14 protein-coding genes and 1 riboswitch are annotated in these 21,427 nt (G+C 60.5%); of the genes, 5 read left to right on the top strand and 9 right to left on the bottom strand.

Annotation, left to right across the window (positions count from 1 at the left end; all coding sequences use genetic code 11):
• Window positions 1-4 precede the first annotated feature (4 nt).
• The 6 genes from uca to D8U82_RS25225 form a co-directional block, all read right to left on the bottom strand.
• A complete protein-coding gene (gene uca, locus D8U82_RS25255; RefSeq protein WP_130903205.1) occupies window positions 5-3,652 on the bottom strand; it encodes an urea carboxylase in 3,648 nt (1,215 codons plus the stop codon).
• Window positions 3,653-3,935: 283 nt separating this feature from the next.
• A complete protein-coding gene (locus D8U82_RS25245) occupies window positions 3,936-4,577 on the bottom strand; it encodes an urea amidolyase associated protein UAAP2 (protein WP_130903204.1) in 642 nt (213 codons plus the stop codon).
• 11 nt (window positions 4,578-4,588) lie between these two features.
• Window positions 4,589-5,314, bottom strand: coding sequence for an urea amidolyase associated protein UAAP1 (locus D8U82_RS25240; protein ID WP_056783496.1), 726 nt, complete (start codon window positions 5,312-5,314; stop codon window positions 4,589-4,591).
• A 13-nt stretch (window positions 5,315-5,327) separates the two neighbouring features.
• A complete protein-coding gene (locus D8U82_RS25235) occupies window positions 5,328-6,116 on the bottom strand; it encodes an ABC transporter ATP-binding protein (protein ID WP_130903203.1) in 789 nt (262 codons plus the stop codon).
• Window positions 6,113-6,928, bottom strand: coding sequence for an ABC transporter permease (locus tag D8U82_RS25230; RefSeq protein WP_130903202.1), 816 nt, complete (start codon window positions 6,926-6,928; stop codon window positions 6,113-6,115). The genes D8U82_RS25235 and D8U82_RS25230 overlap by 4 nt, the downstream gene beginning before the upstream one ends.
• Before the next feature lie 18 nt (window positions 6,929-6,946).
• Window positions 6,947-8,014, bottom strand: coding sequence for a putative urea ABC transporter substrate-binding protein (locus tag D8U82_RS25225; protein ID WP_130887230.1), 1,068 nt, complete (start codon window positions 8,012-8,014; stop codon window positions 6,947-6,949).
• A 63-nt stretch (window positions 8,015-8,077) separates the two neighbouring features.
• Window positions 8,078-8,178, bottom strand: a riboswitch (guanidine-I (ykkC/yxkD leader).
• Window positions 8,179-8,528: 350 nt separating this feature from the next.
• Between D8U82_RS25225 and D8U82_RS25215 the strand changes: the two genes are divergently transcribed.
• From D8U82_RS25215 to D8U82_RS25200, 4 genes are all read left to right on the top strand, one after another.
• On the top strand, window positions 8,529-8,933 hold the full coding sequence (locus D8U82_RS25215; RefSeq protein WP_016771286.1) for a hypothetical protein: 405 nt from the start codon (window positions 8,529-8,531) through the stop codon (window positions 8,931-8,933).
• 197 nt (window positions 8,934-9,130) lie between these two features.
• Window positions 9,131-10,375, top strand: a complete 1,245-nt coding sequence (locus D8U82_RS25210) for a glycosyltransferase family 4 protein (RefSeq protein WP_130903201.1) — start codon at window positions 9,131-9,133, stop codon at window positions 10,373-10,375.
• Window position 10,376: 1 nt separating this feature from the next.
• A complete protein-coding gene (locus D8U82_RS25205) occupies window positions 10,377-11,231 on the top strand; it encodes a hypothetical protein (protein ID WP_130903200.1) in 855 nt (284 codons plus the stop codon).
• Window positions 11,232-11,233: 2 nt separating this feature from the next.
• Window positions 11,234-16,765, top strand: a complete 5,532-nt coding sequence (locus tag D8U82_RS25200) for a calcium-binding protein (protein WP_130903199.1) — start codon at window positions 11,234-11,236, stop codon at window positions 16,763-16,765.
• Window positions 16,766-16,829: 64 nt separating this feature from the next.
• Here the strand turns inward: D8U82_RS25200 and D8U82_RS25195 are convergent, their stop codons facing one another.
• Entirely contained in the window at window positions 16,830-17,942 is a 1,113-nt protein-coding gene (locus D8U82_RS25195) for an enoyl-CoA hydratase/isomerase family protein (RefSeq protein ID WP_122611727.1), read from the bottom strand.
• A 132-nt stretch (window positions 17,943-18,074) separates the two neighbouring features.
• Between D8U82_RS25195 and ung the strand changes: the two genes are divergently transcribed.
• Window positions 18,075-18,770: a uracil-DNA glycosylase gene (ung, locus tag D8U82_RS25190; protein ID WP_130903198.1), complete on the top strand. Its 696-nt coding sequence runs from the start codon at window positions 18,075-18,077 to the stop codon at window positions 18,768-18,770.
• Between the two features lie 112 nt (window positions 18,771-18,882).
• On the opposite strand, the gene D8U82_RS25185 is transcribed toward ung, so the two are convergent.
• The gene (locus D8U82_RS25185) at window positions 18,883-19,920 is read right to left on the bottom strand and encodes an AbrB family transcriptional regulator (protein WP_122704835.1); all 1,038 of its coding nucleotides are present in this window, start codon (window positions 19,918-19,920) and stop codon (window positions 18,883-18,885) included.
• Window positions 19,913-21,427, bottom strand: coding sequence for a tripartite tricarboxylate transporter permease (locus D8U82_RS25180; RefSeq protein ID WP_056783519.1), 1,515 nt, complete (start codon window positions 21,425-21,427; stop codon window positions 19,913-19,915). Before D8U82_RS25180 ends, D8U82_RS25185 begins: the two co-directional genes overlap by 8 nt.

The raw sequence follows: 21,427 nt of genomic DNA, 5'->3' as shown, positions 1-21,427 counted from the left end.
GGCTTCAGTCGAGTTCCAGCACCACCACCCGTTGTCCGGCGCGCACCGCCGAACCGGGTTGCACGCGGATCTCTCGCACCACGCCGGCCAGCGGCGCGAGCACAGGGATTTCCATCTTCATCGACTCGAGAATCACCAGCACATCGCCCGCCGCGACACGCTGACCAGCCTCGACCTGCACCTGCCAGAGATTGCCGGCGATGTGGCTGTCAACGCTGTGTTCACCGCTTTGCAGCGGTGCTTCTTCGCTGGCGTCAGGCACGGCTTCTTCACTGTCGAAATGCGCCTGGCCGCTGGCGATCCAGCGTTCGCGTTCAGCCTTGAACGCGCCCTGTTGCTGCGCACGGAAGGCGCTGATGCCCTCGGCTTCCTGGCTGAGAAATGCCTGATAGTCGGCGAGGTTGAGCTGGCTGTGTTCGATGTTCAGATCGAAGCGCCCAAGGGGGAAATCGCGGCGGATGCGCAGCAGTTCTTCGGCGCTGACCGGGTAGAAGCGGATCTGATCGAAGAAGCGCAGCAGCCACGGTTTGCCGTCGAACGCGGCGACTTCGCGATAGCGATTCCACATCTGCAGAGTGCGCCCGACAAACTGATAACCGCCCGGGCCTTCCATGCCGTACACGCACATATAGGCGCCGCCAATGCCCACCGAGTTCTCGGCGGTCCAGGTACGTGCCGGGTTGTACTTGGTGGTCACCAGACGATGGCGCGGATCGAGCGGCGTGGCCACCGGCGCGCCGAGGTAAACGTCGCCAAGGCCCATCACCAGATAACTCGCATCGAACACCGTGCGCTGCACTTCGTCGAGATTCGGCAGGTCGTTGATGCGCCGGATGAACTCCAGATTGCTCGGGCACCACGGCGCGTCCTTGCGCACGGTGGTCATGTATTTCTCGATCGCCAACTGACAGGCCGGGTCGTCCCACGACAGCGGCAAGTGCACGATGCGCGACGGCACTTGCAAGTCCTTGGCGGCGCACACCGCGTCCCATTCGCCGGCGATGATGCCGAGCAGATCGGCCAGCGGCAGTTGCTCGGGCTGGTAGTGCACTTGCAGCGAGCGAATGCCCGGGGTGAGGTCGATCACGCCATGCAGGGCTTGGCTTTCCAGCGCCTGCATCAGCGCGTGGGCGCGGAAGCGCAGGACCAGATCAAGCTCCGGCGCGCCGATTTCCAGCAGTAAATGAGTGTCGCCAGAAACCCGGGCAACCAGTCGCTGATCGCCTTGACCCAACTCCAACACCACAGGCGACATCAAACCCTGTGGGAGCGAGCCTGCTCGCGAAGAGGCCGTGTCAGTCAATATCGATTTGTCTTGGCCGACGCTTTCGCGAGCAGTCTCGCTCCCACAGGGAAGATCCCATTTCAGAGCAAGATCGCGGGCGTCAGCCAGAGAGACGGGAATGAACTGAATTTTATCGCCCGCCTTGAGCTGCCCCAGCTGCCACAGGTCCGCCTCGATCACCGTCACCGGGCAGACAAACCCACCCAGGCTCGGGCCATCCGGGCCGAGGATCACCGGCATGTCCCCGGTGAAATCCACCGCGCCAATCGCATACGGATTGTCATGGATGTTCGACGGGTGCAGACCCGCTTCACCGCCATCCTCACGCACCCACTCAGGCTTCGGTCCGATCAGGCGCACGCCGGTGCGGCTGGAGTTGAAATGCACTTCCCACTGGGTCACAAAGAACGTGGCGATGTAGTTTTCGCTGAAGTATTCCGGCGCGCCGTGCGGGCCGTAGATCACCCGGATCTGGCGCACGCTCGGCAGCGCAGTGATGTGCTGTTCGGCCAGTTGCTGGCCGGCGCTGCGCTCGGTCAATGCCGGTACATGCAAGACATCACCGGCCCTCAACGCGCGACCGCCATGCCCGCCAAACTGGCCGAGGGTGAAGGTACTTTTGCTGCCCAGATAATCCGGCACCTGCACGCCGCCGCGCAGGCACAGATAACTGCGCGCGCCGGCGCCGCTGATGCTGCCCAGCTGCAACGTCGCGCCGGCCGGGATCAGCAACGCGGTGTTCATTGGCACCGGTTCAGCGTCAAGGGTCAAGGCAATCGGCGCGCCGGTCACCGCGACCACCGCGTCACAATTGAAGCGCAGGATCGGCCCGCTCATGGTGATTTCCAGTGCGGCGGCGCCTTGTTCATTGCCGAGCAGACGATTGCCCAGGCGCAGCGCTCGGCTGTCCATCGGCCCCGAGGGTGGCACGCCGACGGCCCAATAGCCGAGGCGTCCGGGATAGTCCTGCACGCTGGTCTGCGTGCCGGCGCTGAGCACTTCGAAGGTGTTGGCGTGATACAGCAGATTTTCCAGACAACGGGTCCACGGCTGACCGCTGGCGAATGGAGCATCGAGCAGAATCTGGCGCAGGTAATCGCGGTTGGTTTCCACGCCATACAGCAGGCTATCGCCCAATGCCTGATGGAGTTCGGCGCGAGCCTGTTCGCGAGTCGGCGCCCACGCGATGAGCTTGGCAATCATCGGATCGAAATACGGCGGGATTTCCACGCCGGCCTCGACCCAGGTGTCGATACGCAACTCAACGCCGTTGGCGGGCGGAAATTGCACAGCGGTCAGCAGGCCCGGGCTCGGCTGGAAATCACGCCCCGGATCTTCCGCGTACAGACGTGCCTGAATCGCATGGCCCTGCGGTTCCAGGCCTTGATACAACTCGTTCAGCGGCGGCAGATCACCAGCGGCCAGCTCGATCATCCAGCGCACCAGGTCCACGTTCCACACCTGTTCGGTGACGCCGTGCTCGACCTGCAACCGCGTGTTCACTTCGAGAAAATAGAAGCGCTGGGCCTCGCTGTCGAAGACGAACTCGACGGTGCCGGCGCTGCGGTAATTCACCGCTCGCGCCAGTTTGATCGCCGCCGCGCACAGCTCATCGGCCATGTCTTCGGGCAGGTTCGGCGCCGGGGTTTCTTCGAGGACTTTCTGGTTGCGCCGCTGCACTGAACAGTCGCGCACGCCGAGAGCGATGACTTCACCGCAGCCGTCGCCGAACACCTGCACTTCCAGATGCCGCGCGCGTTCGATGTACTTCTCGATGAACACCCCGGCGTCGCTGAAGTTGTTCTGACCGAGGCGTTTCACCGCTTCGAATGATTCGCTTAATTCACTGGCGCTGCGGCACACGCGCATGCCGATGCCACCACCGCCAGCGGTGCTTTTCAGCATCACCGGGTAGCCGACCTGTTCGGCGGCGCTCAGCGCACAATCGAGGCTGTCGAGCAGGTCGGTGCCTTCGAGCATGGGTACGCCGTGCTGTTTGGCCAACGCGCGAGCAGTGTGCTTGAGGCCGAACACCCGCAATTGCTCCGGCGTCGGCCCGATGAAGGCGATGCCCTGCGCTTCGCAGGCTTCGGCGAACGCTGCGTTCTCGGAGAGAAATCCGTAGCCGGGATGAATCGCCGTGGCGCCGCTTTGTTTGGCGATCGTGAGGATTTTGTCGACCGCCAGATAGGTCGCGGACGCCGCGCCTTCGCCGAGGCTGTGCGCTTCAGCGGCCTGGGAAATATGCAGGCTGGCCGCGTCGGCTTCGGAGTACACCGCGATGCCTTTGGCCTTGAGCACATTGATCGTGCGCAGGATGCGACAGGCAATCGCGCCTCGGTTGGCGATCAGGATTTTTTCGAACATGGCATAACCCCTGAAGGGGGAGCGGGCCGTCCCGCTGTTTTTCGACAGACATCCGGGCCGTCCCGGATGGAAAAAACACACTTCACTCCAACCCACCACAACCCCCCTGTGGGAGCGAGCCTGCTCGCGAAGGCGGTGGATCAGCCACATCAATGCTGAATGACACGGCGCATTCGCGAGCAGGCTCGCTCCCACAGCGTTCAGGGTTGTCTGGTGGATTTCAGGCACTGCCCGGAACGCGCCTGGCACAGGGCAAAAAGCCAACGGCGTAAACGGCTGATGGTCAGTTCCATATCAGCAACTCCGCCGGGGTCGGGTTGTAGGCATTGCACGGGTTGTTCAACTGCGGGCAGTTGGAAATCAGCACGATGACGTCCATCTCCGCGCGCAAATCAACGTACTTGCCCGGCGCGGAAATACCGTCCTCGAAGGTCAGCCCGCCATCCGCCGTCACAGGCACGTTCATGAAGAAATTGATGTTCGGCCCGATGTCGCTCTTGCTCAATCGGCCGTCGTGGGCGCAGGCGCGCAGGTAGTTGTCACGGCAGCTGTGCATGTAGCGTTTTTCCAGGGCGTAGCGCACGGTGTTGCTCTCTTGCGCGCAGGCGCCGCCGAGGGTGTCGTGGCGCCCGCAGGTGTCGGCAACGATGGTCAGCATCGGCTGGCCGAGGTTGGAATACAGCACGCTGCCGGTGCTCAGGTAGACGCTGTTCTGCCGGCGCAAGGTGCGTTGCACGTCGTAGCGTTCCTTGGGGTTGGCGAGGCTGTAGAACAAAGTGTCGACGGCCTGATTGCCTTCCAGATCGAGGATGCGCAGGGTCTGCCCGGCCTTGACTTCCATCAGCCAGGGTTCACCGGCGGGAATGGTCGCGCGGTAGATCGCGCTGTCGGCTTGCTTGTGCGAAGTGGCGATTGCGAGTGACATGGCAGCGATCCTCAGGCGAACAAACGGTCGGTGTTGATAAAGCCGCGCTCGTTTTCCGGGCGCGAAGTGCGGCAGTGTTCGGCGACGCTGGCGTCGGCGTTCATCCAGCTCAGCTTCAAGGGTTTCGGGGCGTATTCGGGGGACGGGTCCATCGGATGTTGCAGGGCGGTGAGCACCACCAGGGTGTCCATCGGCGCGTATAGCTCGATGTAGTCGCCGGCCTTCGAATTGCCCTCGACGAAGTGGAAGCGCCCGGCCTCATCGACGTTCACGCGGCTGAACAGATTGAGGGTCATCAGCAGGTCGGACAGGCCCAGGCCCCATTTGCCGAGCTCCACCAGCAGGTTGTCGGTGCCATTGCGAAAGAAGCCGTTGCGCAGTTCCTGGTAGCGGCCCTGGCCGTATTTTTCGGCGACTTCTTGCGCGCAGAGCACGCCGCCGAGGCTGTCGCTCCAGCCGCAGGTGTCGGCGGTGATCGCGGCGAGCACGCGGCCCATGTCCGAGTACAGGCAGTGGCCGGCAGTGAGCTTGGCGGTGTGTTGGCATTTGAGGCTGTCGGGCAGGTTCAGCCGCTCGGTTTTTTCATGGGCATTGAGCAAGGTCAGGCTGACATTGGCGCCGCCGCGCAGGTCGGTCAGGCGCAGCAATTGGCCGCGCTTGAGCACGAAGGAACGGTGGCCGCCGCCCGGCAGCAGTTCTTCAGCGAAGGGTGGGAAAAGTTGGATTGAATCGGTCATGGGAGCAGTCCTCTCAAGCAGTGCGAAGGGTGCCCGCCAGCGGCAGCGGCAGGGCCTCGACGGCGGCGCGCTGGGCGCGGCGGTCGCTGTTCAACGGGATGTCGTAGGTGATGCGGGCGCCATAGGCGCCGGGGGCGTGCGGGTCGAGGCGCACCTTGTCGAACACCAGCAGGCGCGTGCCCAGGCTGAAGCCTTCCGACAGGTCGTGGGTGACCATGAACACCGTCAGTTGCGTCTCGCGCCACAGCTCCAGCAGCAGCGCGTGCATGTCTTTGCGAATGCCCGGATCGAGTGCGCCGAAGGGCTCGTCGAGCAGCAACACGCGCGGCTTCATGATCAGCGCCTGAGCGATGGCCAAGCGTTGCTGCATGCCGCCGGACAGCTGTGCCGGGTACTTGTCCAGCGCATGGCCGAGGCCGACTTTGCTCAGCAGTGCTGCCGCCTGTTCGCGCGCCTCGCGTTTGGGGTTGCCGAACAGCCGGCCAAGCAAGGGCGCGCGCGGCAATTCGAGACCGAGGGCGACGTTGTCGAGCACGCTCAGATGCGGGAACACCGAGTAGCGTTGAAAGACCACGCCACGGCTGGCATCCGGCTCGCTGGCCAAGGGCTGGCCGTCGAGCAGAATCTCCCCGCGACTGGCGGTTTCCTGGCCGAGCAACAGGCGCAGGAAGGTCGATTTGCCGCAACCGGAGGCGCCGACCAAGGTGCAGAACTCGCCTTCGTTGACGCTCAGGTTCAAGCCTTCCAGAACCACTTGATCGGCGTACTGCTGCCAGACGTTTTTTACTGTGATGAAGCTCATTTCGCCGCTCCCTCGTACCAAGGGAAAGCGCGCTGGGCCAGCTGTTTCAAGCCCCAGTCCATCAGCCAGGCGAGCAGGGTGATCCACACCACGTAGGGCAGGATCACATCCATCGCCAGGTAGCGCCGCACCAGAAAGATCCGGTAGCCGAGGCCATCGGTGGAGGCGATCGCTTCGGCGGCAATCAGGAACAGCCACGCTGAACCGAGCATCAAGCGCAGCGAGATCAGCAAGCGCGGCAACAACTGCGGCAAGACCACGCGCAGCATCAGCGTCCAGGTCGAGGCGCCGAGGGTCTGCGCCTTGATCAGCAGTTCGACCGGAATGTCACGGGCCCGCTGTTCCAGATCCCGAGCCAGCGCCGGGGTGATGCCAATCACGATCAGCATGACTTTCGATAACTCGCCCAGGCCGAAGACGATGAACAGAATCGGCAGGATCGCCAGCGGTGGCACCATCGACAGCACCGTCAGCAACGGCGACAACGGCGCGCCGAACAGCGGCAGGGTGCCCGCCGCTATACCGAGGCAAAGACCCGCCAGCGCCGCGATGCCGAGGCCGATGGCCAAACGGCGCAGACTCGACGCGGTGTCTTGCCACAACAGATATTCACCGGTGCGGCTGTCGGCGTTGAAGGCCAGGCGTTTTACCGCGTCGCTCATCTGCACGGCGCTGGGCAGCAGTTTGTCGTTGGGGTTGTCCGCCAGGCGCTCGGCCGAGCCTGTGAAGTAGGCGAACAGCACCAGCGCGAACGGCAGGATCACCAGCAACAGGCGGCTCCGGCGATCAGGGTGGCGATTGATCAGGCGCATGGCCAAATCCTCCGTGGCTTACAGCTTGGCGTCGGCGGCCATCTGCACGTAGGTCGGATCGAAACGCAGCTTGAGATTGGCGGTGTCGCCGCTGGTCACGCCGTTGGCGAAGGACATGCCCACCGCGCTCGGGTCCTTCGCGCCTTCGCCGAGCAGGCCGTGCTCGAAGGAGAATTCGGCGACCTTGCGCATGGTGTCCGGCAGTTGTTTGCTGGTGGCGAAACTCAGCGCTTCGCTCGGCGTGGCGAACAGTTTTGTGGTGTCCAGTTGCGCCTGGAAGCCGGCGAGATCAGTACCCGAGGCCTTGGCCATGTGTTCCAGCGCAGCTTTGCTCGCGGCGGTTTTCGCGTTCATCAAAGCGACCACTTCGAACCACGCGCCAGTCAGCGCTTTGCCCAGCGCCGGGTTGTCTTTGAGGGTGGCGCTGTTGACCACCATCATGTCCATGATCTCGCCGGGGATCTGGCTGGAATTGAACACTTCGGTGACGCCGGGTTTGGCCTTGATATCCGAGAGCATCGGGTTCCAGGTGGTCACGGCGTTGACGTCGGCGGTGTTGAACGCGGCGGCAATGTCGGCGTCGGAGGTGTTGACCACCTTCAGGTCTTTCTCGGTCAGGTCCACCGAGTCCAGCGCGCGGGCCAGCAGGTAATGCGAGACCGACAGCTCGACCAGATTGACGTCCATGCCTTTCAGATCGACGACTTTTTTACCTTCGCCTTTGAGCACGATGCCGTCGTTGCCATTGGAGAAATCGCTGACGATCAGCGCGGTGCTGTCAACGCCGCCGGCAGCGGGAATGGTCAGCGCATCCATGTTGGTCATGGTGCAGCCGTCGAACTGGCCGGCGGTGTACTGGTTGATCGATTCGACGTAGTCGTTGAGTTGCACGACGTCGATCTTGATCCCGTATTTCTTCGCCCATTTGTCGACGATGCCCTGGCTGCCGGCGTATTCCCATGGCATCCAGCCGGCGTAGATCGTCCAGCACACGCTGAAGTGGTCTTTCTGGGCGGCGGAAGATTGCGTGCTGATAAGCGCGGCGAAGGCGGCGGCGAGCAGGGCGGGGAAACGTAGTCGGATCATTGCGGATTCTCCAGTTGATCGAGGACGGACAGGAAGGCAACGCGGCACCGCGAACGGTGGCTTGTCTCCCGGGCTTTTGTCCCGCCGTGTAACCTCAACTGGAGGTCGCCAACTCTCGGACCAGCCACTCGCGCTTGCGAGCCGGAACCCTAGTCAGCCATTGCAAATTGTGGTGCCGCGAACCTGTGATGACTCCTGCACGGGTTTGCTAAAGCGAGAGGCGTGCCAAGTCGCGCCGAGGCCTCTGCGGCGGGGATCTGCTGGATTGCCGAGGTGAGCGGGGCGAGCGACGGCGCATCGTGGTGGTGCGTGGTTGCACCGTCATGCAGCGCGTTTACGCATAACTGGTCGCTGATTTTGCGGATAAACAAGATTTCATGATCACTTGTTTCAACTTGTTGCAGGAACGCACCAGATTCCGAAACCGCTGTCTGATTCTTCGACAGTCACTCAATTGCTGACGGTCGCCTGCCAGCGTCGCTGGTGTGGCCAACCCGCGGTCCAGGAGGCCGCCATGTATCGCCGAATCGTACTGCTTGCCGTGATGCTTTTTTCCCTTGGCGGATGCGTTCCTTATTCCTATGGAGACAGCTACTACAGGTCAGAGGTCTACACATCACCCGCACCGGCCTATTACAGCGGTGGCGGCTCCTATTACCGCAGCGGCGGCACTTATTACACTCAGCCGCGCTACTACCAGCCAGCGCCGCGTTACTACCAGCAACCGCGGTATTACCAGGCGCCGCGGCACTATCAACCGGCCCCGCGTCATTACGAAAGCCGTCGCTGGCACGGCAATGATCGCGGACGCTGGGACGGCCACCGTCGCGGCGGTTGGGACAATGACCACCGGGGTCGCGGCAACTATGATCGTCACAGCGGTCGCCGTGACTACAACGGCCGTGGTAACCGCTGGTAACTGACCGTAAATAAAAAAGCGGCGCATGATGCGCCGCTTTTTTTTGCCCGTCGAAAAGTCCTTCCGTTGGCCATCTCCTAGGACAATCCCGGAAGCGTCCTACAGTTTCATTTCGTGGTTTTTGTTAGCGTTCGTGGATGCCGAACGAGGCGAGCAATCCTCAGCTCGATAGCGGCGAAAAATGGACGTTCAGCGCTATGAAGCTACTGGTTATTCATCAAAATTTTCCCGGTCAGTTCCGTCATGTGGTGCTGGCAGCGCTGGAGCGCGGTGATGAGGTTGTGGCGATAGGCCGGGACACGGCACCGGGCGTCGCCGGTGTGCAAATTCATCGATATCGAGCGACCAGCCGAGCGCCCGGCAATACTCACCCCTATCTGATCCGCTATGAACAAGCGGTGATCGACGGTCAGAAGGTTTTTGAAATTCTGGGCAGGCTGAAGCGTTCGGGTTATCAGCCAGATGTCATCCTTGCTCATCCCGGATGGGGAGAGACGCTGTTTGCCAAGGATGTCTATGCCGATACGCCGCTGATTCACTATTGCGAGTATTACTATCGAGCGCAGGGCGCCGATTGCGGGTTCGACCCCGAATTCCGCCGAGCTACAAGAGAGTCGTCACGGCTGCGCGTGCTCAACTCGCTGCATCTGTTGAATCTTGAACAATGTGATATCGCAATCGCGCCTACCCAGTGGCAGCGCAGCCTGTTTCCAGCCGCTTACCGGTCGGCTATTCGGGTCATTCACGAGGGTGTGATTCAACGTTCTGACCTGGCGAAAGTCGGGGCAGTCAGATTGCCCAATGGAATCGAGTTCAAAGCCGGACAGCCAATCGTTACCTATGTCGCCAGAAACCTTGAGCCTTATCGCGGCTTTCACAGTTTCATGCGAGCGATCCCGCTTATTCAGGCCGAGTGCCCCGATGCGCAGATCATCGTGGTTGGCGGTGATGGTGTCAGTTATGGGAGTAAGCCGGTCGGGTACCCAGATTGGCGCAGCAGGATGGAGGCGGAGCTCAGTTTCGATCACTCCAGAGTGCATTTCACAGGGAAACTTCCTTACCAGACTTACCGCGCGGTTCTGACATGTTCCAAAGTCCATGTTTATTTGACGTATCCGTTTGTCTTGTCGTGGTCGTTACTGGAGGCGATGGCGTCCGGTTGTGTGGTTGTTGCGTCGGATACGGCTCCGGTAAGGGAAGTCATTGTCGATGGGGCTAATGGCGTGTTGGTGGATTTTTTTGACCATCAAGGAATTGCCAGAAGTGTCAGCAAGGTTTTGAAGTCGGCAGGTGAGTACGATGGACTTGCCAGCGCCGCGAAGTTGACGGCAGGTCGGTTCAGTGTGGAATCGGGCGTGAACCAATATTTTGAGGTTTTCGCAAGCGCGATATCCGGGCATAACGACATACCAACCGTTCCGCCGTTCGATCGGGAGGTTTGAAATGTCCAGGAGGTCGCGTAAGCAGGCGATTAAGTGGTTTAAAAGGTTATTGAAGTATGGATTGTTCTTTTATGTCTGTTATTGCGTAGCGGAATTTTATATTCGCAAAGAACAATCTGCCGAGTCGGCGGCTATTCACCAGGCAAACGAGAAAGCTTGCCAGAACAAGCTGGCGAGCATGCAGCAAGTGCCGATATTAGGCGGCGCCTATATAGATAAGACGCTAGTCCCTGAGTTTTACGTTGGCATGCCTGAGATGGTGAACAAGAAAGCGTGTCTGGCGATTGCTCTGAAGGGGCTTTTCTGGTGGACCGGGACGGGGCTGCGCCGGCACCAGAATCAGCGCCTGGAACCGATCCCCGAAAGCTGGCGGCTCTATAAATTGAATGCCGGGCTTTTTACCAGAAAGGAAACTACCGAGCCCCATGAGCGGGGTTATCGACACGTCAACTGGCCGGATGAGTTGATTGTGAAACTAAAGAATTATCCGGGGCTGGAGATTTGGCTGAATGCTCCGCCACCGCATTTCAAGAATGTGTCATCCGTACGAAATTTTGTCATTGCAGGTTGGCCGCGGCGAGACGGAACCCCTCGGCTGATCAAGTGTGACGGCTTGATTCGCCCGGCTTCCGAAGAGCAACTGACTGACAAAAAGCTGGCAGGTTTTGGTAGGGCTGAATTGGAGAATCTGGATTTCGGCAAGCTGAATTTCTTCTGCACGGTCAATCTGGATAACTTCGACTTCGCTGGAGGGCACGGTAGTGTAGGTCTTGGTCTGTCGTCATTACGCGAAGCACCTGAGATGCTCAAGTATCTCAGTGATTATCTTTCACGCTCTGTTATTACAAGGAAGTAACAATGAGTTATGTTTTTAACGATATGGAAAAATCCGAAATTTTCAATGCGGCAAATAGTTGCAAAGGCATGACATTAAATTCTGAGGGTGTGGAGTACATTGCATTGGAATTAGCAGGGGCAAGCTGCGCCCCCCTGTACCAAAAGCTGTTGGACATTATTGGTGAAAAAGTTTCTGACGTTGCAGCCGCCGATAAAGAGGCTCGAGACGTACTGAAAAGCGCCAGACTCTGGCTCGCCGTGGCCATTGATGCCAACGGTGGAAACGGTGCCTACTCTGCCCTGATTCGTGGTTACACCTCCCGCCAGGGTGAACTGAGACTGAATACAATTTTCAGTGAAGACCTGATGCAGCTTTCATCCAACCAGGTTGCCGTCAACTTCATCAATACCCTGATCAACGGATCCCTTGCCGGTCAACTGGCGCCGTGGACGGTTCCGTCAATCAGCCAGATCGCTGAAATCGACGCCAGCGCGATTGGCGAGGCGCTGTTCAAGGAGGTTTGCGGGGAGGACGATACCGCCGTGAAACGCAATGCCGGGTGGTCTGGAACAGTCGGATTCAGCCTGTTGGGCGGTAAACCTCCCTATGAAACGTGGAGACTGATCTCTGCGGGCGACCCGGATGCGGAAGATGGCGGCCCACCCATCCAGGCAAAGCCCAACCGGCTCGACGACTATAAAAACATTCTCTTCGCCATCGACGCCTACAGCGTCGGCCTGCGAGCGGCGATCAGCAATTTCGGCATCAATCCACTGCAAAGTCTGCTCTCGGTCGTACCCGAGCAAATCAACATCGCGCTGGCCAGTGGCAGTGTGAATCCGCTGATTCAGCATGTAGTCAAAGGCACGCCTGTTGCCGCCGTGGTCGAGCTGATGTTGCGCTACGGCCAGAACGAATTTCTCGACATGTGCAAGCGCACTTACGACGGCGATTCTGCTGCCACACCCACCACCAACGACACCTTCGCCAGCAACGCTTACGCCTTCTTCTCGGCATTCTCCCCAGAGCAGTCGCAAAGCATCGTCACCCGGACAATAAGCGAGTTCGGCAATGCCGATGCATGGGCAAAACTGGCAGGCGAGGCGACGCCGCTCGGTGTGGCGTTGCGCAACTCTTTGCAGCAACTCAGTGAAGTCGTCATAGAACGAGCCGACGGTTATCCCGATCGCAACCTCGAGCTTTACGATCCGCACACTGGCGAAGGCTTTATCACCGCGCAGTGGCTGGCGGATCGAGCGCAAATGCTGGCGCGGTTGATTGCCCGAACCCAAGGCTCGTTTGGAGAACACTCGCTGCAGCAGTTTTCCTACTCCGATCTCGCCTCAGGCAAACAGGCGCCGATGACCACCGGAGTGCTGAACCCGCTGGCCATGTTCGGTGATGACGGTGGGCGATCTTTCGCCGGCGGCGCTAATGCCGATCATCTGTATGGCGGCGTGGGCAATGACTCCATCGATGGGATGGCCGGTCACGATGTTATTGAAGGTGGTCGCGGTAACGACTCGCTTACCGGAGGTGACGGCAATGATGTGTTGTACGGGATGGCCGGTGATGATGTTCTGATCGGAGGAAAGGGTAACGACTCCTTGATCGGGGGCGAAGGCAGCGACCGTTATGAATTCGCCAGCGGCGATGGCCTCGACGAGATTCTTGATGCCAATGCCAATGGGCAACTGTGGATCAACGGCGGGCCGATTCCCCATCTCGAACGCCGCGCGCCTCTGAGCAATATCTGGTCTACCAAGGATCGGTCCATCACCCTGACGCTTGTTGAAAACACCCTCAACATCAAATACGGCGAGGGCGATCTGGTGGTGATCAAAAACTTCCAGCCCGGGATGCTTGGCATCCGCCTCCCTGAATATGAGGGGCAGCCGCTCACTGCTGCGGCTTTGACGCTTCAGGGCGACTGGAAAGCCAAAGACACAGATCCGAGTGTCCCCGGCGATCAGCCCTCCTTTGATGAACTGGGCAACGTGGTGCTGCTGCCCCAGGTAAAACAGCGCAACAAGGCCGACGTACTTTACGGTTCCGCCGCAGACGACGTCATTCTCGGCTTGGGTGGTTCTGATCGATTGTTCGGCAAGGCTGGAGACGATCGGTTATTCGGCGACAAGCAGACGACGCTCGAAAAAGCTATGGCCGACGGTGACGCCAAGGGCAAGGCAAGTCGCGGAGACTGGCTCGACGGCGGGCAAGGTGACGATTTGCTTATCGGTACGGCATCCCGAGATGTTCTGCTCGGTGGTAATGACCGGGATACCTTGATCGGCGGTGCTGGCGACGATGTGTTATCCGGAGACGAAACCACCGGTGCACTGGAACAAGGTTGGGCGGTCAAACGCGCTGACGTCCCCATAGCTCGCGGTGTAACCAGTCACCGAGCGGTCTATTCAAAGGCCTCGATAAACAGTGCGCCCGAGGGCGGTGACGACGTGCTGTACGGGCAGGGCGGCAAGGACATTATCAACGGCGGCTGGGGTGAGGACCTGCTTGACGGCGGAGCTGACGACGATTTTCTCAAAGGCGATCAAGGTGACGACACCCTGACCGGTGGCAGCGGCAACGACGTAATGCTCGGCGACAACCTCGATTGGGGCGGTGGGCTACCCAGCAAACACCATGGCAACGATGTGCTGGACGGCGGTAGCGGTGATGACCGGCTCGCCGGTAACGGTGGCAGCGACGCGCTGTATGGCGGCCCTGGCAACGACATTTTGCAGGGTGATGACGGCGTACTGGACGGCGTCGAAGGCGATGCCGCGCATTTTTTTGGCGATGATCTGCTGGACGGTGGCTCCGGCGATGACACGCTCTGGGGCGGCGGTGGCGATGATTTGCTCTTCGGCGGCGAAGGTAATGACGATCTGATCGGCGATAGCCCTGAGCATCCGGTTCGCTATCACGGCAACGACTTTCTCGATGGCGGCGCGGGGGATGACACCCTGCGCGGCATGGGCGGCGCGGATACGCTGGCGGGTGGCGCAGGGGCTGATTTTCTCGATGGCGATGTGTCTGACCTGCAGCCGGGCGGAAGCAACAATGACGTGGTTCAGGGCGGCGAAGGAAACGATACGTTACAGGGTGGTTTCGGTGCCGACACGCTGGACGGCGGTGCGGGTGACGACATTCTTGCCGGCGATTACGAAAACAGCGCTGAGGCCGAGCACAATGCCGATTATCTGCACGGTGGCTCAGGTAACGACACGCTGCTCGGAGGCGGTGGCAACGACACCTTGCTGGGCGGGGAAGGGACGGACTACCTTCGCGGCGATTCTGGCGACAACGTGTTTGATGGCGGTCCCGGTGCTGACGTGCTGGATGGCATGGATGGCGCCGACATCTACTATTTCGGCGCTGGCGACGGCCTGGATATCGTCACCGATGCCGGCGGCCGCAACATCATCAGGTTCGGTGCAGGGTTTTGCGCGCAAAGTCTGAAGGCCGACGTTATCGAAGTTTCCGTCGGTACGGTGTTGCGACTGGCCAATGGCACAGGCGACGCGATACTCATCAAGAATCACGAGAAGTGGAAGGATTCCACATTTAGTTTCAGCGACGGCGGGGTACTGGATTACGCAGATGTCCTGCGCAAAACATTGCCACCGATAGAGACGGCCGAGCCACCCGTACCGGAACCTGTCACCGTCCCGGCAACCCCTGGAAGCAAAGTTGAGGATCCGGTTAAGCCAGAGGATGTCACCGCTGCGGCGCAAGGCCCGGTGGCATCTGTTCAAACGGTCAACTGGACCGATGAGTTCCTCGCGCAAATCAAGTCAAAACGCTCCGCCCGCAGACACGCCACAGGTTTTACCTTGAATGAGCAAGGCGTCTGGGTGCGCAGTCATGTCACCACCAGCGACACCGGTTACACCACTCACACCGAGCTGATCCATGGCAGCGTCGAAGCGGGGACACTGTCTGAAACGCCGCCATGGATGAAGGCGGATGCAGGGCAAGCCGTAGTCAGTGAAAGGCAGTCGACAACCACAACCCGTGTCGAACATAAACCGGTGAAAGCCGAGGGAGCAATCGCCTCCTCAAATCAGGCGCCTCGCTATTATCGATCCGGCTCGGCCAACGGGTTTTCCTTCAATACGGGCGACGTATTGGTTGAAGACCGAAAGCAATCCGGCGCGCTTGAAGGCTGGTACGTCTACCCGGCGGCAAGCTTCAGTTCGGGCGTAACAGTGCCCAAGGCGTTTCGCTGGGATGTCACAACTGAAACGATCAAACGCAAAATCGTCCATGGCAACGATGCCGGCGGGCGAGTCAACGTTGAAGTGGAAAACGTTTTTCACGGCGGCGCGGGAGACGATCTGATCGTCGCTTATGCAGGCTCCCCACTTGACTACGGCACTGTCGGCGACAGAACACCGGGCGCGTTTTTATCCGCAGGTGCAGGTGACGATACCTTGCTCGGCTCCGAGGGCGCCGACTATCTGCTCAGCGGATCGGGTGATGACTGGCTCTACGGCGAAGACGGCGCCGACACTTACATCGTGCAAGCGCATGCCGGGGCGACAACCACGATTGCGGACGTGCTCAACCCTGTTTTCCATCGTGCAGAAGTCGGCGTAGCGGGGTGGAAAGACGAGTACGGATTGATCGATCAGGACACGGTCGTTCTTCCAGCAGGCGCGCAGCGCGATGCACTGCAATTGAGCTGGGGTGCTGCGCTGATAGAGGCCACCCATGTCGAGCTGGAGCCCAACCCGGATCGCGCGGCTTACCGCAACCCGCCGAGAGCGAAAATGCTCCATCCGACGCTCGATATCCAATGGGGTGGGACGCAAAAAGTCCGCATCGTCTTGCCCCACAACGGTGAACTTGAGGGCGCCGGTATTGAGCTCGTCAAGTTCGCCGATGGGTCGGTCGCAAGTTTGAAGCAGCTCCTGGAATCAAGTCAGCTCGGCCCTGCGCCCGAGACTTTTCGTACGGGTGTCATCGTCAACCATCCCACCCTTTCAACCTCCCTGCGAGACGGACGAGCGCTGCCACTCGTGGGCGGTCGCGGCAACGACACGATAAGCGGCGCGGGGGAGATCCGAGGCATGCACGGGGATGACGTGCTCACCGGCAGCCTCGGTGAGGATCTGCTGGTGGGTGGGCCGGGCAATGACACGCTGGCGGGCGGCGCTGGAAATGATCTCTACCGATACGATGGCCTCGGCAGAGACGTGATCATCAACAACGGAGGCGGTCTGGACGGAATCGATTTTTCCGAACGCAGGCTGACGATCGACAACTTGAAGTTTCACCGTGAGCGCGATGATCTGGTGATCGTGGTGGATTACGGCATGGCGCCGAAAATCCGGGTTTCCAGTCATTTTGCCGCTGGTGAAAGCGCTATTGGCTTCATAAGAGTCAGCGAAGGAACAGCGACTCAAGACTACAGCGCAAGGCAAATCGCTGAACGTCTGCACCCGCTTCCGCCACTGAGGGATGTCGAGGATATCTTGCAAAAAGGCGACGATGCAGCGCAGCGGGCAATCAAGGAAATCATTGAGTTCTACGAACTGAATGTCTGACAAGATGACCGATTGAGCCGGCCCGCGATGGCAATCCAGTCGCCATCGCGGGCCTCGCGTCACCTCAATACTGGGTCAGATCGGCCAACGGATGCCGCCCCTCCCAGACTTTATGAAAGTGCGCCTCGACCACCGCATCCGGCACGTTATTGATGTCCGGCCAGTGCCAGTGCGGCTTCTGATCCTTGTCGATCAAACGCGCGCGCACGCCTTCGCTGAATTCCGGATGACGGCAGCAATTGAGGCTCAGGGTGTATTCCATCTGGAATACTTCGGCCAGCGACATGTGCCGCGCGCGGCTGATCTGTTCCCAGACCAGATGCGCGGTCAGCGGCGAGCCCTCGGTCATGGTTTTCGCCGCGCGGGCAATCAACGGATCGCTGCTGTCGCGGTGCAGGCTGATGGCTTTCCACGCACAGGCAACGTCGCTGACATCGAGCAGTTCGTCGATCTGCTGACGACGCGGCAGCCACTGCGCTTCGGGCATTTGCTCAAGTGCTTCCTGCTGCAGAGCCTTGAGCAGGCTGTTGAGCTGCATGGCGGTCTGTTCCTGCCAGTTCAATTGCAGCAAGCCTTCGATCAATTGCGGTTGCTGTTCGTCGAGCAGGAAGCGGTCGGCCAGATCCAGATCCAGCGCATCACGGCCGTTGATGTGCGCGCCGGTCAAACCGAGAAACAAGCCGAGCTTGCCCGGTAACCGGGCAAGAAACCAGCTGGCGCCAACGTCCGGATACAGTCCAATGGTGATTTCCGGCATCGCCAGACGGCTGCTCGGCGTGACGATCCGCGTGCTCGCGCCCTGCAGCAGACCCATGCCGCCACCGAGCACATAACCGTGACCCCAGCAGATCAGCGGCTTCGGATAGGTATGCAGGCTGTAATCAAGGCGATATTCCGCGCTGAAAAACTGCGCGGCCAACGGAGGGACTTCGCCGGGGTGAGCGCGGCAGGCTTCGACCAGGCTGCGCACTTCGCCACCGGCGCAGAATGCTTTGCTGCCGTTGCCGCGCAGCAGCACGCAGACGATTTGCGGGTCAGTGGCCCAGGCGTTCAATTTGTCGCTGAGCGCGTTGATCATCGGCAGGGACAGTGCGTTCAGCGATTTTTCGGCATCCAGGCTGGCGATGCCGATGCGGGCGCCGTCAGTGCCGGTAAGTTCTTCGAAGTGCAGATTCATCGTGACCTCGATCGGGAATTTGAGCGATCAGTATGATCGCTATGGGGGAAAGTGCCGGATCTGCGTCAGATCAATTGACAAGCGTGGTCGGCTTTCCTAGGGTTCGCCCCATTGTTTTTGCCGGAAATGACCATGACTGCTGACGACCGTATCAAACTCGAACCGAGCTGGAAGGAGGCACTGCGTGCTGAGTTCGACCAGCCTTACATGGCAGAGTTGCGCAGCTTTCTGCAGCAGGAGCGGGCATCCGGCAAGGAGATCTATCCGCCGGGACCGATGATTTTCAATGCCCTGAACTCAACGCCGCTGGACAAGGTGAAAGTGGTGATTCTCGGCCAGGACCCTTACCACGGCCCGGGCCAGGCCCACGGTCTGTGCTTCTCGGTGCAACCGGGCGTGCCGGCGCCGCCGTCGCTGGTCAACATCTATAAAGAGCTGAAACGCGACCTCAACATCGACATTCCCAACCACGGCTACCTGCAGAGCTGGGCCGAACAGGGCGTGCTGCTGCTCAACACCACCATGACGGTTGAGCGCGCCAACGCCAACGCGCACAAGGACAAGGGCTGGCAACACTTCACCGACCGCATCATTGAAGTGGTCAGCGAACGGCAGACGCATCTGGTGTTCATGCTCTGGGGCGCCCATGCGCAGAGCAAGCAGAAGCTGATCGACGCGACCAAGCACCTGGTGCTGACCTCGGTGCATCCGTCGCCGTTGTCGGCCTATCGCGGGTTTTTGGGCTGTGGGCATTTCAGCCGGACCAACAAGTTTCTCGAACAGAATGGCGAAACGCCGATCGACTGGCGCTTGCCACCTCTCGCCTGAGATCGTTCCCACGCTCCTCGTGGGAATGCAGCCCGGGACGCTCTGCGTCCCAAAGCGGACGCGGGCCGTCCATTGAGGCATTCCCACGCAGAGCGTGGGAACGATCAGTCAGTCAGGACTCTGGAATACGATTCCAATACCTGAACAACGGCTCCGCCAGAAACAGCACAAACAACAGCCGCATCACCTGCATCGCCGTCACCAGCGGCACCGACAGTTGCAGGGTCTCCGCCGTCAGACTCATTTCGGCAATCCCGCCCGGCATCATGCCCAGAGTCAGTGAACGCAGATCCAGATGGGTCAATGCACTCAAGCCCAGCGCCGCCAGCGACGCGATCAACATGGTCAGCGCGGTGCCGATCAACGTCCGGCCCATGAACGACGGCGCGCGGCGGAAGAACTGCCGATTGAAGTGACAGCCCAGACCGCTGCCGATCAGCCATTGACCGATCTGACTGCCGCCATTGGGCAAACCGATGTGCAGATCCCACGTAATGCTCACCGCCGCACTGACCAGCAACGGCCCGAACAGCCATGGATTGGGTTGGCGCAGACGCTGCCAGAGCCAGGCGAGCAGGGCGCCCGCCGGAAACAGAATCGCCAGCCAGCGCCAATCGACACTGCCGGCGTGAGAAATCGGCGTGCCGTCACCGAGCAGATACTTGAACGCCGCCGGCACGCACAACACCACCACCAATACCCGCAGACTCTGCCCGGCCGCCACATGGCTGAGCAGAGCACCGTTGCGCGCGCCGAGGTTGACCATCTCCCCGGAACCACCGGGCATGCTTGAGAAAAAAGCCGTGGCGCGATCCTCGCCGGTGCGGCGCATCAGCCACACGCCGACCACCGCCGAAAGGCTGGTGACCAATGCACCGAAGAAAATCAAACCGAAATGACTGAGCACCTGTTCCATCACCAACGGGGTGAAGTGCAGGCCGATACCGATGCCGACGATCCACTGGCCGCACTTGCGCCCGCCAGGGATTTCCGCCAGTTGCCACGGCGTCAGGCAGCGCACCAGGATGATCGCCAGCAACGAGCCGACCATCCACGGTAGCGGCCAGCCGATCTGGCTGGCGATGAAACCGCCAAGCAGACCGACCAGCGGGGTGCCCCACCAGGCTTTCAGGGACAAGCGATCAGACATCGGCAATGACGCGCCGTGCCGCCGAACGCTTGCGCCAGATGCGGATCAGCGGCATCAGCAGCATGATCGCGGTGAGGATCCAGCAACCGAAGGTGATCGGACTCGACCAGAGAATCTCCAGCGCGCCATTGGAGATCGACAGGGCGCGACGCAGGTTCTGCTCCATCAGGCCACCGAGGATGAAGCCCAGCAGCAGCGGCGACAGCGGGAAATCCAGCTTGCGCAGGATGTAACCGAAGATGCCGATACCGATCATCAGGAACAGATCGAAGGTGGTCGCGTGCACAGCGTAAACGCCGATCCCGGTGATGATCGCGATGATCGGCACCAGCGCCCAGTTCGGCACGGCGAGGATGCGGGTGAATACGCGGATCATCGGGATGTTGAGGATCACCAGCATCACGTTGGCGATGAACAACGACGCGATCAGGCCCCAGACGATGTCCGGTTGCTGTTGGAACAGCAGTGGACCCGGGGTAATGTTGTACAGCGACAGCGCGCCGATCATCACCGCCGTGGTGCCCGAACCCGGAACGCCGAGGGTCAGCATCGGAACGAGAGCGCCGCACGCCGCGCCGCCGATAGCGGTTTCCGGCGCGGCCAGACCACGGGGGTCGCCTTCACCGAATTTGCCGCTGGAGCCAGCGATGCGCTTCTCGGTCATGTAGGCCACGGCACTGGCGAGCGTTGCGCCGGCACCGGGCAGCACACCCATGATGAAACCGAGCACGCCGCAGCGGACGTTGACGACGAAAACCGACGCCGCTTCCTTGAAGTTGAACATCATCCTGCCGGTGGCTTTCACCGCTTCCTGGCCGTGGTGGGTCTTTTCCAGCAGCAGAAGGATTTCGCTGATCGAGAACAGACCCAGCACCAGCACAACGAACTGAATGCCGTCGGTCAGGTGAATGTTGTCGCCGGTGAAACGGTACACGCCACTGTTGGCGTCGATGCCGACGGTGGAAAGGAACAGACCGATCAGCGCCGCAATAAAGGTCTTCAACGGTCGATCACCGGCCATGCCGCCGAGACAGACAATCGCGAACACCATCAGCACGAAGTATTCCGCCGGTCCGAAGGCAATCGCCCATTTCGCCAGCAGCGGCGCAAACAGGACCATGCCGCAGGTGGCGATGAACGCGCCGATGAACGAACTCCACGCCGACAGCGACAGCGCGACACCGGCCATACCTTTGCGGGCCATCGGGTAGCCATCGAGGGTGGTCATTACAGTCGAGGCTTCACCCGGAATGTTCAGCAGGATCGAGCTGATCCGGCCGCCGTATTCGCAGCCCAGATAGACCGCCGCGAGCAGGATCAGCGCCGACTCCGGCGGCAGGCCGAGTGCGAACGCGATCGGAATCAGCAACGCCACGCCGTTGATCGGACCAAGGCCCGGCAGCAGACCGACGACGGTGCCGATCAGGGTGCCGCACAGTGCGGTCACCAGGTTGTACGGGCTCAGCGCGACGCCGAAGCCCTGACCCAAATAGCCAAGGGTATCCAT

Origin of the sequence: Pseudomonas sp. Sample_23, assembly GCF_004307595.1 — a bacterium.
GTDB lineage: Bacteria > Pseudomonadota > Gammaproteobacteria > Pseudomonadales > Pseudomonadaceae > Aquipseudomonas > Aquipseudomonas atacamensis.
Note: the sequence above shows the minus strand (reverse complement) of the source record. Positions and strands in the feature narration are given on the sequence as shown.

What these genes read in the sequence shown, in the direction of transcription:
- D8U82_RS25195 (WP_122611727.1), bottom strand. Translation starts at nt 17,942, where the DNA reads ATGAATCTGCACTTCGAAGAACTTACCGGCACTGACGGCGCCCGCATC.
- D8U82_RS25235 (WP_130903203.1), bottom strand. Translation starts at nt 6,116, where the DNA reads ATGAGCTTCATCACAGTAAAAAACGTCTGGCAGCAGTACGCCGATCAA.
- D8U82_RS25245 (WP_130903204.1), bottom strand. Translation starts at nt 4,577, where the DNA reads ATGTCACTCGCAATCGCCACTTCGCACAAGCAAGCCGACAGCGCGATC.
- D8U82_RS25210 (WP_130903201.1), top strand. Translation starts at nt 9,131, where the DNA reads ATGAAGCTACTGGTTATTCATCAAAATTTTCCCGGTCAGTTCCGTCAT.
- D8U82_RS25240 (WP_056783496.1), bottom strand. Translation starts at nt 5,314, where the DNA reads ATGACCGATTCAATCCAACTTTTCCCACCCTTCGCTGAAGAACTGCTG.
- ung (WP_130903198.1), top strand. Translation starts at nt 18,075, where the DNA reads ATGACTGCTGACGACCGTATCAAACTCGAACCGAGCTGGAAGGAGGCA.
- D8U82_RS25185 (WP_122704835.1), bottom strand. Translation starts at nt 19,920, where the DNA reads ATGTCTGATCGCTTGTCCCTGAAAGCCTGGTGGGGCACCCCGCTGGTC.
- D8U82_RS25200 (WP_130903199.1), top strand. Translation starts at nt 11,234, where the DNA reads ATGAGTTATGTTTTTAACGATATGGAAAAATCCGAAATTTTCAATGCG.
- D8U82_RS25180 (WP_056783519.1), bottom strand. Translation starts at nt 21,427, where the DNA reads ATGGATACCCTTGGCTATTTGGGTCAGGGCTTCGGCGTCGCGCTGAGC.
- D8U82_RS25230 (WP_130903202.1), bottom strand. Translation starts at nt 6,928, where the DNA reads ATGCGCCTGATCAATCGCCACCCTGATCGCCGGAGCCGCCTGTTGCTG.
- D8U82_RS25225 (WP_130887230.1), bottom strand. Translation starts at nt 8,014, where the DNA reads ATGATCCGACTACGTTTCCCCGCCCTGCTCGCCGCCGCCTTCGCCGCG.
- uca (WP_130903205.1), bottom strand. Translation starts at nt 3,652, where the DNA reads ATGTTCGAAAAAATCCTGATCGCCAACCGAGGCGCGATTGCCTGTCGC.
- D8U82_RS25215 (WP_016771286.1), top strand. Translation starts at nt 8,529, where the DNA reads ATGTATCGCCGAATCGTACTGCTTGCCGTGATGCTTTTTTCCCTTGGC.
- D8U82_RS25205 (WP_130903200.1), top strand. Translation starts at nt 10,377, where the DNA reads ATGTCCAGGAGGTCGCGTAAGCAGGCGATTAAGTGGTTTAAAAGGTTA.